The sequence below is a fragment of the Leclercia sp. 1548 genome, from assembly GCF_050435045.1.
GTDB lineage: Bacteria > Pseudomonadota > Gammaproteobacteria > Enterobacterales > Enterobacteriaceae > Enterobacter > Enterobacter adecarboxylatus.
Genome location: NZ_JBNDJP010000008.1, coordinates 127785 through 140225 on the forward strand (window position 1 = coordinate 127785; position 12441 = coordinate 140225).

General features: G+C 55.3%; 15 protein-coding genes. 6 read left to right on the top strand and 9 right to left on the bottom strand.

Annotated elements, in window-relative coordinates:
- Positions 1-57 precede the first annotated feature (57 nt).
- Together ABIE02_RS19575 and ABIE02_RS19580 are read right to left on the bottom strand one after the other, a co-directional pair.
- The gene (locus tag ABIE02_RS19575; RefSeq protein WP_032615696.1) at positions 58-675 is read right to left on the bottom strand and encodes a trimeric intracellular cation channel family protein; all 618 of its coding nucleotides are present in this window, start codon (positions 673-675) and stop codon (positions 58-60) included.
- Positions 676-878: 203 nt separating this feature from the next.
- The gene (locus ABIE02_RS19580) at positions 879-1742 is read right to left on the bottom strand and encodes a YicC/YloC family endoribonuclease (protein WP_032615698.1); all 864 of its coding nucleotides are present in this window, start codon (positions 1740-1742) and stop codon (positions 879-881) included.
- A gap of 125 nt (positions 1743-1867) precedes the next feature.
- Here ABIE02_RS19580 and rph point away from each other — a divergent pair, with 125 nt between their 5' ends.
- On the top strand, positions 1868-2584 hold the full coding sequence (rph, locus tag ABIE02_RS19585; RefSeq protein WP_032615700.1) for a ribonuclease PH: 717 nt from the start codon (positions 1868-1870) through the stop codon (positions 2582-2584).
- Positions 2585-2644: 60 nt separating this feature from the next.
- Complete coding sequence (pyrE, locus tag ABIE02_RS19590) at positions 2645-3286, top strand: orotate phosphoribosyltransferase (RefSeq protein WP_077226465.1); 642 nt, start codon at positions 2645-2647, stop codon at positions 3284-3286.
- Between the two features lie 50 nt (positions 3287-3336).
- Here pyrE and slmA read toward each other — a convergent pair whose 3' ends face one another.
- The 3 genes from slmA to coaBC form a co-directional block, all read right to left on the bottom strand.
- The gene (gene slmA / locus ABIE02_RS19595) at positions 3337-3933 is read right to left on the bottom strand and encodes a nucleoid occlusion factor SlmA (protein WP_032615703.1); all 597 of its coding nucleotides are present in this window, start codon (positions 3931-3933) and stop codon (positions 3337-3339) included.
- A 117-nt stretch (positions 3934-4050) separates the two neighbouring features.
- Positions 4051-4509: a dUTP diphosphatase gene (dut, locus tag ABIE02_RS19600; RefSeq protein WP_230431100.1), complete on the bottom strand. Its 459-nt coding sequence runs from the start codon at positions 4507-4509 to the stop codon at positions 4051-4053.
- The gene (gene coaBC / locus ABIE02_RS19605) at positions 4487-5698 is read right to left on the bottom strand and encodes a bifunctional phosphopantothenoylcysteine decarboxylase/phosphopantothenate--cysteine ligase CoaBC (RefSeq protein ID WP_098946311.1); all 1212 of its coding nucleotides are present in this window, start codon (positions 5696-5698) and stop codon (positions 4487-4489) included. The genes dut and coaBC overlap by 23 nt, the downstream gene beginning before the upstream one ends.
- A 174-nt stretch (positions 5699-5872) precedes the next feature.
- On the opposite strand from coaBC, the gene radC reads away from it, so the two are divergent.
- The 4 genes from radC (at position 5873) to mutM (ending at position 8063) form a co-directional block, all read left to right on the top strand.
- On the top strand, positions 5873-6538 hold the full coding sequence (radC, locus tag ABIE02_RS19610; protein ID WP_032615711.1) for a RadC family protein: 666 nt from the start codon (positions 5873-5875) through the stop codon (positions 6536-6538).
- Positions 6539-6754: 216 nt separating this feature from the next.
- Complete coding sequence (rpmB, locus tag ABIE02_RS19615; protein ID WP_002436699.1) at positions 6755-6991, top strand: 50S ribosomal protein L28; 237 nt, start codon at positions 6755-6757, stop codon at positions 6989-6991.
- Between the two features lie 22 nt (positions 6992-7013).
- The gene (gene rpmG / locus ABIE02_RS19620) at positions 7014-7181 is read left to right on the top strand and encodes a 50S ribosomal protein L33 (protein WP_013094893.1); all 168 of its coding nucleotides are present in this window, start codon (positions 7014-7016) and stop codon (positions 7179-7181) included.
- A 72-nt stretch (positions 7182-7253) separates the two neighbouring features.
- The gene (mutM, locus tag ABIE02_RS19625) at positions 7254-8063 is read left to right on the top strand and encodes a bifunctional DNA-formamidopyrimidine glycosylase/DNA-(apurinic or apyrimidinic site) lyase (RefSeq protein ID WP_032615712.1); all 810 of its coding nucleotides are present in this window, start codon (positions 7254-7256) and stop codon (positions 8061-8063) included.
- A gap of 49 nt (positions 8064-8112) precedes the next feature.
- On the opposite strand, the gene coaD is transcribed toward mutM, so the two are convergent.
- The 4 genes from coaD to ABIE02_RS19645 all read right to left on the bottom strand — a co-directional run bounded on the left by coaD (position 8113) and on the right by ABIE02_RS19645 (position 12429).
- Entirely contained in the window at positions 8113-8592 is a 480-nt protein-coding gene (coaD, locus tag ABIE02_RS19630; RefSeq protein WP_130588017.1) for a pantetheine-phosphate adenylyltransferase, read from the bottom strand.
- 3 nt (positions 8593-8595) lie between these two features.
- Positions 8596-9366 carry a glycosyltransferase family 2 protein gene (locus ABIE02_RS19635; protein ID WP_144883669.1) on the bottom strand — a complete coding sequence of 257 codons (771 nt, stop codon included), beginning with the start codon at positions 9364-9366 and terminating at the stop codon, positions 8596-8598.
- Positions 9366-10640, bottom strand: coding sequence for a lipid IV(A) 3-deoxy-D-manno-octulosonic acid transferase (waaA, locus tag ABIE02_RS19640; RefSeq protein WP_032615836.1), 1275 nt, complete (start codon positions 10638-10640; stop codon positions 9366-9368). Before waaA ends, ABIE02_RS19635 begins: the two co-directional genes overlap by 1 nt.
- A gap of 154 nt (positions 10641-10794) precedes the next feature.
- On the bottom strand, positions 10795-12429 hold the full coding sequence (locus tag ABIE02_RS19645; RefSeq protein WP_230431101.1) for a sulfatase-like hydrolase/transferase: 1635 nt from the start codon (positions 12427-12429) through the stop codon (positions 10795-10797).
- Positions 12430-12441: the final 12 nt, after the last annotated feature.

The window sequence follows — 12441 nt, forward strand, 5'->3', positions numbered from 1 at the left end:
TAAGCGCACAAAAGTGCTTTTTTCTGTCCATTTTCCTCTTATCCTTTTGTTAAAAACTCAGTGCGAATCATGTGTGTAATGAAAAACGGGTAGCCCAAGTTTCAAGCGCAGCGCCATCATACGCAGGGTAAAACCAAAAAGTAGTGTCGTAATAACGATGACATCATTGTTCGATACATAATGCTGCAATGCGATGTATAGCAAGGCTGCAGCGAACGAGATGCCGGCGTAAAGCTCTTTCTGGAAAACCAACGGAATACGCTTACAGAACATGTCGCGCAACACGCCGCCAAATACTCCGGTTACCACGGCAGCAATAGTCGCAATGATCGGGCCTTCCCCCATATCCAGCGCAATCTGAGCACCAATAATAGAGAACACAATCAAGCCTATTGCGTCCAGAACCAGAAACAGACGTCGAAGATAAGGCATCACAGGGGCGAAAATGGTTGTGAGCACAGCAGAAACAGCAACAATCACAACATACTCTGGATGTTTGACCCAGCCGAGAGGATAGTGCCCAAGCAAGATATCGCGAACAGACCCTCCGCCGAGTGCCGTTGCGGTGGCAATAATGATGACACCAAAAGTGTCCATACGACGACGCCCGGCAGCCAGCGCCCCGGTCATCGCTTCGGCCGTAATACCGACCAGATAAAGAATGTGTAAAAGCATTGTCGCCCCCCAAAAACGTTCAGCAGAGTAGCCTTTTGTAGGGCGGAGCACGATTGAGATTTTCTAAGGCGAAGATTTTTAGCTTAGTTTAACTAATCCATACACACCATTTTTCTCAGTAAAGAGAAAAGAATTATTCTTTAACGATCTTTTATGGCATGAGAAAAACTAATGGGTAACTCACGCTGAGTTACCCATTCTGATTATTCGATGTTCTGAATCTGTTCGCGCATTTGTTCAATCAGCACTTTTAGTTCAATCGCAGAATTAGTCACTTCAGCGTTGATCGATTTCGACGCCAGGGTGTTCGATTCGCGGTTGAACTCCTGCATCATAAAATCGAGACGGCGGCCTACGGCCTCTTTCTTCTTCAGAATGTTGTAGGTCTCTTTGACATGCGCTTCCAGACGGTCCAACTCTTCGGAAACGTCGATACGCTGGGCCATCAGCACCAGTTCCTGCTCGAGACGGTTATTCTCCAGCTGCACTTCGGCATCTTCCAGTTTGGCGACCAGACGCTCGCGCTGCCACTGCAGGATTTCTGGCATATGGGAACGGACCTTCACCACTTCGCCGCTCACGCCTTCCAGGCGCTGCTCGATCAGCGCTTTCAGTGCCTGGCCTTCGGTTTCACGGGCCACGATGAAATCGTCCAGCGTACCGTCCAGCGCAGCCAGGATCTCAGCGGTAATTGCGTCCAGATCCTGTTCGCCAGCCGCCATCACGCCAGGCCAGCGCAGAATATCAACCGGGTTGATTTCGCCTTCGTCGCTCTGCATTTTGACCCAGTTAGCGGCGTTCACCAGCTGTTTAGCCAGTTTTTCGTTAAGGATCAGCTCCCCTTGCGCACTCGCATCAGGCTCAAAACGCAGGTTGCATTCAATCTTTCCGCGCGTCAGACGAGCGCGAATACGCTCGCGAACCACTGGCTCAAGGCTGCGGAACTGCTCCGGCATACGGAAATAGGTTTCAAGATAGCGTTGGTTTACCGAGCGCATTTCCCAGGTAGCGCTGCCCCAGCTACCCTTGATTTCACGGCGGGCGTAGGCGGTCATACTGCGGATCATAGACATTTCCGTTTTCAAAGGAGAGATGGGGGGATTATAGCTTTCGGGGCTTTCTCAGGATAGGAATAAGCGCGTTTAATCCGTATAATGCGCAGCCACATTCGTTTCAAGCCGGAGATATCATCATGCGTCCATCAGGTCGTAGCGCCAACCAGGTGCGCCCCGTCACCCTGACCCGTAACTATACAAAACACGCTGAAGGCTCTGTGCTTGTTGAATTCGGTGACACCAAAGTGCTGTGCACCGCCTCCATCGAAGAAGGTGTGCCACGCTTCCTGAAAGGCCAGGGTCAGGGCTGGATCACTGCCGAGTATGGCATGCTGCCACGCTCCACCCACACCCGTAACGCCCGCGAAGCGGCGAAAGGTAAACAGGGTGGCCGTACTATGGAGATTCAGCGTCTGATCGCCCGTGCGCTGCGCGCGGCGGTTGATCTGAAAACGCTGGGCGAGTTTACCATCACCCTGGACTGCGACGTGATCCAGGCAGACGGCGGCACGCGCACTGCCTCTATCACCGGTGCCTGCGTGGCGCTGGCCGATGCCCTCAACAAACTGGTTGCGGCTGGCAAGCTGAAAGCGAATCCACTTAAAGGCATGGTTGCTGCGGTATCTGTGGGTATCGTCAATGGCGAAGCGCTGTGCGATCTGGAGTACGTTGAAGATTCTGCAGCAGAGACCGACATGAACGTGGTGATGACCGAAGATGGTCGCATCATCGAAGTGCAGGGCACGGCAGAAGGTGAGCCGTTTACCCATGAAGAGCTTCTCGCCCTGTTGGCGTTAGCCCGAGAGGGAATCGAATCTATCGTAACGACGCAGAAGGCGGCGTTAGAAAATTGATTTTAAAGGCGACTGATGAGTCGCCTTTTTTTTGTCCGTAGAAAAGTAAGGAGCGAATCCATGAAACCGTATCAGCGCCAGTTTATTGAGTTTGCGCTTAGCAAGCAGGTACTTAAGTTTGGCGAATTTACGCTGAAATCCGGGCGCAAAAGCCCCTATTTCTTTAACGCCGGGCTGTTTAATACCGGGCGCGATCTGGCTCTGTTAGGCCGCTTCTATGCCGAAGCGCTGGTGGATTCCGGGATTGAATTCGATCTGCTGTTTGGCCCGGCCTATAAAGGCATCCCGATTGCCACGACCACCGCCGTGGCGCTGGCGGAGCATCACGATCGCGACGTACCGTACTGCTTTAACCGTAAAGAGGCTAAGACCCACGGCGAAGGCGGTAGTCTGGTCGGCAGCGCCCTGCAGGGCCGCGTCATGCTGGTGGATGATGTGATCACCGCGGGCACCGCCATTCGTGAATCAATGGAGATTATCCAGGCGAATAACGCGACGCTGGCGGGCGTGCTGATCTCTCTGGACCGCCAGGAGCGCGGCCGGGGGGAAATTTCTGCTATTCAGGAAGTGGAACGTGACTACAGTTGTAAAGTGACATCGATCATCACCCTGAAAGACCTGATCGCGTATCTGGAAGAGAAGCCGGAGATGGCAGAGAGCCTGGCGGCGGTGCGGGCGTATCGCGAAGAGTTTGGCGTGTAAATAAAGTGCCCGGTGGCGCTGTGCTTACCGGGCCTGGAATACTGTTTCCGCTACTGCAACTGCGCAGCCACTAACGGCCAGCGGGCGTCAAAATCGTCCGTTGGGCGATATTTGAATTCACTGCGCACAAAGCGGGAGAGCATCCCTTCACAGAAGGCCAGCACCTGCCCCGCAAGCAGCGATTCATCCATGCTGTAACCCTCGCCTTCACGCATCTTCTTTTCGCGTAATACCTGGCGCAGCTGCGCTTCGATACGTTCGAAAAGCTGGTTAATCCGCCCCTGTAGCCTGTCCTGCTCAAACATCAGTGCATGGCCGGTCAGGATACGGGTTAAACCCGGATTGCGTTCACCGAAACCGAGGATCAGCTGAACAATCAGACGCAGCCGTGCGGTGGTGTCTTTTTCATCCTTCAGAATCAGGTTGATACGCGTGATCAGGCTATCTTCGATAAACTCGATCAGGCTGTCGAACATCCGCGTTTTACTGGGGAAATGACGGTACAGCGCCGCTTCCGACACGCCCACAGAGGCGGCCAGTTTTGCGGTGGTGATGCGTTGACTGCCATCGCTGGATTCAAGCATCAGAGCCAGAGATTGAAGTATTTCTTCGCGACGGTTCCTTTTCGCTGTTTGTTTTTCTGCCATGTTGCAAAATACCCCTGAAAATAAGCACTTGTCAGGCTGACATCCACACAACGACCGCAAACAGGTGTTTGCGGTTTGTTAATACGTTATTAGATTGTGAGATGCGTTTAGCCGGGTTTATTTACGCCCGGAATGGCCGAAGCCGCCTTCGCCGCGATCGGTGGCGTCGAAGTCTTCTACCAGATTAAATTCAGCCTGTACCACCGGGACGAATACCATCTGGGCGACACGCTCGCCGGGTTGGATGGTGAAGCTGTCCTGGCCACGGTTCCAGACGGAGACCATCAGCTGACCCTGGTAGTCGGAATCGATAAGCCCCACCAGGTTGCCCAGCACGATACCATGCTTATGGCCCAGGCCAGAGCGCGGCAGGATCACCGCAGCCAGAGAGGCATCGGCAATGTGAATTGCAAGACCAGTCGGCAGCAGGATGGTAGCACCCGGCGCCAGTTCTACAGCGGCGTCGAGGCAGGCGCGCAGATCAAGACCGGCAGAACCGGATGTAGCATAGGTCGGCAGGGGAAATTCCTGACCAACGCGCGGGTCCAGAATCTTAACGTCGATTTTTTTCATCATAACGGGTAACGATCTCGTCCAGTAATAGTTGGCCCAGGAGTTCCTTGCGCTCAAGCGGTAAGACTTTATCTCCCTCCTGCCAGAATAGGTGCAGTGCATTGCTGTCGCTGTTAAACCCTTGGGTGGCCAGCGATACGTCATTCGCGCAAATCAAATCGAGGTTTTTGCGGGTACGTTTTTGCCGGGCATATTCTTCCACATTATTTGTTTCAGCAGCAAACCCAACAACGTAAGGCCGGCGATCTTTTAGCGCGGCGACACCGGCAACGATATCCGGGTTTTTCACCATTTTTATTGTGATTTCATCGCCTTGCTTTTTAATTTTCTCATCTGCTATGGCCGCTGCGCGGTAGTCCGCCACGGCGGCACAGCCAATAAAAATTTGCTGCTGTTGTGCCTGTGCCTGGACAGCCGCTTCCATCTCCAGCGCGGTTGTCACGTCAATGCGCTGCACCCGCGGTGGGGTTGGCAACGACACCGGGCCGCTGACCAGCGTCACCCTGGCTCCGCGCTGCGCGGCGGCGGCGGCAATCGCAAAGCCCATCTTGCCGGAGCTTTGGTTAGTGATATAGCGCACCGGATCCAACGGCTCACGCGTCGGACCCGCGGTAATCATGATGCTGAGATGTTGCAGATCGTTGACAGGGGAAAAATGGCTGGCAGCCAGATCCACAATCGCCAGCGGATCCAGCATACGGCCCGGGCCGATATCGCCACAGGCCTGGCTGCCGCTGTCTGGCCCCCAGATCAGCAGGCCACGGGAAGCCAGCGTGGCAAGGTTATGCTGCGTTGCCGCGTTGCGGTACATCTGCTGGTTCATGGCGGGTACCACGGCGACCGGGGCCGGAGTAGCCAGGCAGATGGTGGACACCAGGTCGTTGGCCATGCCGGCTGCGACACGGGCGATGAGATCGGCGGTGGCCGGCGCGAGGATGACTAAATCGGCCCACTTACCCAGTTCGATATGGCCCATCGCGGCTTCGGCCGCCGGATCAAGCAGGCTGTCCGACACAGGGTAGCCCGAAACGGCTTGCAGGCTCAGTGGCGTAATAAACGCTTTGCCCCCTTCGGTTATTGCCACCCGCACGTCTGCGCCACGCTCACGCAAACGGCGCACCAGTTCCGGCGTTTTATAGGCCGCAATGCCGCCGCTGACACCGAGAACGATTTTTTTACCGGCCAGGCTCATCATGATTCTTTCCTGTTGGGTTCACCTGAGAGACGGGCATTTTATCACAATCCGAAAAGCATCGTGATGTTGTCCATCCGCCACTTTGCGAGGCGTTACGCAAGACAAGCAATCCGCCATCGTGAGGGGGAACGGTCTATGGCAGCATAGCCTGACGATGGAGGAGGGCTGAGTATGGATACACCATTCCCGCAGTTGCCGCGGGAAAAAATGCTCGCTGATGGCGCGACAACGCTGACGGACGAAGAGCTGCTGGCGCTGTTCCTGCGAACCGGTACGCGAAGTAAAAATGTTTTCACGCTTTCTAAAGATCTGTTGCAGCATTTCGGCTCCCTGCACGGCTTGCTGACTGCCGAACTGACGGCGTTCAGGGGCGTGGACGGGATCGGCATTGCGAAATTCGCTCAGCTCAGAGGTATTGCGGAGCTTGCCCGCCGGTACTATTGCTCGGGGATACGGCAAGAAAACCCGCTTAAAAACCCGGAGATGACCCGGGAGTTTGTGCGCAGCCAGCTGGCGGAAGAGGAGAGGGAGATTTTTATGGTGATTTTCCTCGATAATCAAAACCGCGTGCTGAAACACTCCCGGCTATTTTCGGGTACCCTGAGCCATGTGGAGGTGCATCCACGTGAAATTGTGCGCGAAGCGATAAAAGTGAATGCCGCTGGCGTGATCCTCGCGCATAATCATCCCTCAGGACGCGCCGAACCGAGTAAAGCCGACAGAGACGTGACCGCACGCATTATGAAATGCTGTCAATTCATGGACATTCGTGTTCTTGATCATCTGGTGATAGGCCGTGGAGAGTACGTTTCGTTTGCAGAACGTGGATGGATTTAAGCCATTTCTCGCGATCCATCGGGATCTTTGTCTGTTCGGGACTTGAGCACATCCTCGAGTCAGCGTATACTACGCCACCTTTGAGAATCTCGGGTTTGGCAATTGGGCCTGGCAATCGATGGTTCACTTAGAACTGCGATGACTGGGCTGTAAAGCCTGACGAGGCGCCGATACCCCATACGAAGCTCGAGCTAATTTGATTTTTGGAGAATAGACATGTCCCGAGTCTGCCAAGTTACTGGCAAGCGTCCGGTGACCGGTAACAACCGTTCCCACGCACTGAACGCGACTAAACGCCGTTTCCTGCCGAACCTGCACTCTCACCGTTTCTGGGTTGAGAGCGAGAAGCGTTTTGTCACCCTGCGTGTATCTGCTAAAGGTATGCGTGTTATTGATAAGAAAGGCATCGATACAGTTCTGTCCGAACTGCGTGCCCGTGGCGAAAAGTACTAAGTACTTAAAGAGGAAATAAATCATGGCTAAAGGTATTCGCGAGAAAATCAAGCTGGTTTCTTCTGCTGGTACAGGTCACTTCTACACCACCACGAAGAACAAACGTACTAAGCCGGAAAAACTGGAACTGAAAAAGTTCGATCCAGTTGTACGCCAGCACGTAATGTACAAAGAAGCTAAAATTAAATAATTTTAGGCTCCTTGTACTGAAAAACCCCGCAACTGCGGGGTTTTTTGCATTCTGCATCTCAACGGAGGAACCATGCCTGAATTACCTGAGGTAGAGACCAGCCGCCGTGGCATTGAGCCTCACCTGGTCGGTGCGACCATTCTTCACGCTGTTGTCCGTAACGGCCGCCTGCGCTGGCCAGTTTCTGATGAGATCCACACGCTGAGTGACAAACCTGTTCTCAGCGTACAGCGCCGCGCGAAGTACCTGCTGCTGGAACTGCCGGATGGCTGGATCATCATCCATCTGGGGATGTCCGGGAGCTTACGCATCCTTAGCGAAGAGCTGCCCGCAGAAAAGCACGACCACGTTGACCTGGTGATGAGCAATGGCAAAGTGCTGCGCTACACCGATCCCCGCCGCTTTGGCGCCTGGCTGTGGACTAAAGAGCTGGAAGGGCATAACGTGCTGGCGCACCTGGGGCCGGAGCCGCTCTCGGACGCCTTTGACGCGGAATACCTGAAAGCGAAGTGCGCGAAGAAAAAATCCCCGATTAAACCCTGGCTGATGGATAACAAGCTGGTGGTCGGCGTCGGTAATATATATGCCAGTGAATCGCTCTTTGCCGCCGGGATCCATCCCGATCGCTTAGCCTCATCGCTTTCTGCTCAGGAGTGTGAGCTGTTGGTCAGGGTGATCAAAGCGGTGCTGCTGCGTTCGATTGAGCAGGGCGGAACCACCCTGAAGGATTTCCTGCAAAGCGACGGTAAGCCGGGCTACTTTGCCCAGGAGCTGCAGGTTTATGGCCGTAAAGATGAGCCATGCCGGGTCTGCGGTGCGCCGATTGTGGCAACGAAGCACGCGCAGCGCGCCACCTTCTACTGCCGTCAGTGTCAGAAATAATGCGATGCAGGCCGGGCAAGCGCAGCGTCGCCCGGCAAAAAGGCAGGAACTACTTCAGTTTGTCCATTAACGCCTGATGCACAACGGCAGGCAGGAAATGGGTGACATCACCCGCGTGGCGCGCGACCTCTTTCACCAGCGAAGAGGAGATAAACGACCACTCTTTGGATGGCATCAGGAAGACGCTCTCCAGCTCGGGCATCAGATGGCGATTCATGTGGGCGAGCTGCATCTCATATTCAAAATCAGCCACCGCACGCAGCCCGCGAATCAGGATATTCGCCTGCTGAGCGCGGGCAAAGTTCGCCATCAGATCGCTAAAGCCCACCACATCCACATTTGACAGGTGCGCAGTCGCGGCTTTCGCCAGAGCCACCCGCTCATCAAGGTCGAACAGCGGCTTTTTGCTGGGGCTGGCGGCAATCGCCAGAATCACCGTATCAAACATGCTTGCCGCACGTGTGACGATATCGATGTGACCGTTAGTGATGGGATCGAAGGTACCCGGATAAATCGCTTTTGTGCTCATGGCTCACGCTTTCTCTGAGTAGCCGCGGTTCAGTGCCCACAGCTCGGTGTATTTATTAAAAGTATACTGGGCGTTAACCACCGCCAGTAACCAGCCCTGTTTACCGTCCAGCACGCCACCGCGCAGCACCAGCGTCTTCAGGAACGCCCCTGCGGTGTGGCTGAAAATACCCGCCAGCGAGGTTGTCTTACCGCGCTGATGACGCTCCTGCGCCCATGCCGTGGCGTAATTCAGCTGTTTACGCTGGAAGCTGGCGAAATCACGGCAGGTGAGATGCAACAGATCGCCGTCGAGGGCAACCACGCGTGCGCCGTCGCAGGCCAGCGATTCGTGCACCAGGTTATCGTTGTACTGATAGCGCGTGCGCGAGTACAGGCGCATCACGCGATCGGGATACCAGCCACTGTGCCGCATAAAGCGACCCAGGAAGTAGTTTCGCCGGGCGATGCTGTAGACGGCATCGGGCTGCGGTGCAGCCAGCACCTGCTGGATGGCCTGTTGCAGTTCCGGGGTAACACGCTCGTCGGTGTCGATCATCAGGACATAGTCGCCAGTGGCGAACTGCTGCGCGCGCTGGCGCTGGATGCCGTAGCCCTGCCAGTCGGTATTGATATAGACCTGAACACCGGCCGCGCGGGCGACCTCCACCGTGGCGTCGGTGCTGCCGGAATCAAGCAGAACGATCTCATCGGCCCACGCCACGGAGGCGAGGCAATCTGGCAGCAGGTCAGCGGCGTTTTTGGCGATCATGACGACCGACAGGCGCGCAGACATTAATGGCTCCGCAGGGGCAGGTAAGGTTGCAGAAGTTGCAGCAGGCGGGTCAATGCCCCCTGATTCTGATGCAGCACTTCGACAGCATGGCGGCCATACCACAGGCGATAATCTTCGTCGGTCAGAAGGGTGGAAACTTCCTTCACGATCGAATGTGCATCGGTGACCGTAATCAGCCCGTCAGCCTGCTGCAGTTTGGCGCAGATGTCTTTGAAGTTGAAAGTGTGTGGCCCCATCAGCACTGGAATGGCGTGCGCTGCTGGCTCCAGCGGGTTATGCCCGCCGCGCTCCACGAGGCTGCCGCCGACAAAGGCCAGATCGGCAATGCCGTACAGCAACATCAGCTCGCCCATGGTATCGCCAATCACGACCTGGGTGCCGGAGGACGGGATTTCACCGCTGCTGCGCATAGTGAAGCTGAACCCGCCTTTCTGCACCATGTCACGGGCATCTTTAAAACGCTCAGGATGACGTGGCACCAGAATTAACAACAGGTCCGGGAAGCTTTCCAGAAGCTGGCGATGCGCCTGGAGGATAATCTCTTCTTCGCCGTCGTGGGTGCTGGTAGCGATCCACACTTTACGGCGCGGCGCCCACTGGCGGCGCAGGGTAATGGCGCGGGCAGCCAGTTCCGGGGTAACCGAAATATCAAACTTCAGGCTGCCGGTGACCGCCAACTGATTGCGCTTCAGGCCAAGCGACAGGAAGCGCGCGCCGTCTTCTTCATTCTGGGCGGCGATCAGGGTGATTTTACTCAGCAGGCGACGCATAAATTTGCCCAGCTTGCCGTATCCCTTCGCAGAGCGCTCCGACAGGCGGGCGTTGGCCACCACCAGCGGAATTTTACGGCTGTGCAGGGCAGAAATCATGTTCGGCCACAGTTCGGTTTCCATCACAATCACCAGCTTAGGGCGCACGGTATTGAGGAAACGGTTCATGGCGCAGGGTAGATCGTAAGGCAGATAGACGTGATGCACATCTTTGCCAAAGGCCGACATGGCGCGTTCGGAGCCGGTTGGCGTCATGGTAGTGACGGTGATCGGCAACGAAGGATAACGGTGGCGCAGGGCACGAACCAGCGGAATGGCCGCCAGCGTTTCACCCACGGACACGGAGTGGAGCAGGATACCGTCCGGCGCAACTTTGTTGCGGCAGAAACCATAGCGTTCAGCCCAGCGTTTACGGTAGGCAGGCGCTTTACGGCTACGCAGCAGCAGTCGTAGCCACACCAGTGGCTGAATAATATAGAGCAGAGCGGTATACAACAATTCCAAGCGATTATCCGTTTTTTCAGTTTCGGCGGGCAAATTCTAAGCATTTAGGCCGTTTAAAGCTATCCCTTTGGCGCTTTTGCTCAGCCATTTGCCTGCGTTACATGCGTTCGCAGATAAAAAAACGGGCATCTGATGCCCGTTTTATGATTTCTGCTTAACGTTCCGCTTCCGGCAGTTCGTTCAGATGGTAGGTGACGCGCTCCGACAGGCCGCGAATATCACCCCCGGTGATGTAGTAGCTGTCGTCCTTCTGGTTCGGGTTGCTGACTGCGTAACCCAACATCTTGTTGATCAGCGTCGCCATCTGGTAATGGTTGAGCGGCACCTGTGAGCTGATAGCGCTCATCGTATACGCCGGATCGTTACTGAAGTAGAGGAACGGCACCTGGGCAATCGGCATTTCGACAATCGAGTGGCCGAACAGCCCGCCATCACCCACGCGTTCGCCGTGATCTGAGGTAATAAACACCAGAACCGGCAGTCTGGATTTCGCCATCGCGGTACGGATTGCCGAGGCCAGCTCTTTGTCGTACAGGCGCACGGCATCATCGTACTCATTTTTCTTCTGCGCCACGTCGTCACTCAGGCGTGGGGTAGAGAATTTCGCGAAGCCCTGCGGAATGTTGCGCTCATACGGAATATGCGGCGCACGGCTGTTCAGCACCATCAGGAAAGGCTTATTCCAGTCCAGCTTCGCCTGCTCAACGGAAGGGGTTAGCACCACATCGGCACCGACGTCCGGCGCCGGGCGGATCTGCGTATCTTCCCACAGGTCGATATCGTGGATACCAATCCAGTTGCTCAGCCCTTCCAGACCCTGGGCAGAGATAAACGCCGTCTGGTAGCCCTGCTTTTTAGCATTGGTAAAGATGTTGGTCGACTTCGACTTATAAGCATCGTAGTTGTCCGGCTCGCGCAGGTTATTGACCAGCATCGGGATCGCCACGCGGGTCGAAACCGCGTTCGAGACGATCAGCCGACCCGTACCCTGATACTGCTGCATCAGGGCTTTCAGTTCCGGCGTGGTGTCGCGATCGTAGCCCAGGGCGCTGACGTGATGCGGGTTGAGGCTTTCACCAATCGCCAGGATGATGGAGTATTTCCCGGCGTGACTGCCTTCCACCGGTGTGACCTTATACGGCTCATAGTGCGTTATGCTCTGGTTTTCGCCGGAAAGGGCTTCAGGGATCAGGCGAATAGCGCTGTAACTCATGGCCGACAGACCGTTACGCAGTAAGGAGTGGCGCAGATCCGGGTTGAATTTATACATCTGCCCGTCGATGGCTTTATAGAACTGACCGGCAAACATCACCACGATAGCCAGCAGGCACGGCATCGCCACCCACTTATGCCACTGCGGTGCCAGACGACGAGTAAAGACCAGCGCAAAGATTACTGCGACGGCCATGATGGCAAAGTAGATCCCAAGCGATCCCAGACTGTCCGTAATGCCGCTGGCGATATCTTTGGTTTCGACAAAGGCCAGCCACACTTCACTCGGGCCATAAAACTGGCCGTAGAACTGGTAATAAACCGCTTCCGATATCTGCACGATAAAGGTAACCGCCAGCAGCAGACGGGTGAGGAAATAGCGGGCGCTGATAGCCGCCAGCAGGGAAATGATCAGATACAGCGACATGTCGCTGGATTTCGGCTGATAAACATGGTCTTTCAGCAGGATGATGATTTCACACAGTGAAAACAGCACCAGCAAAACCAGCGTGAGTATCACGGTACGCAGAATAGTGCGGCGCGGCGTGTGTGACGATTGTGAGGATGTTTTAAACATGAACGGACTCAA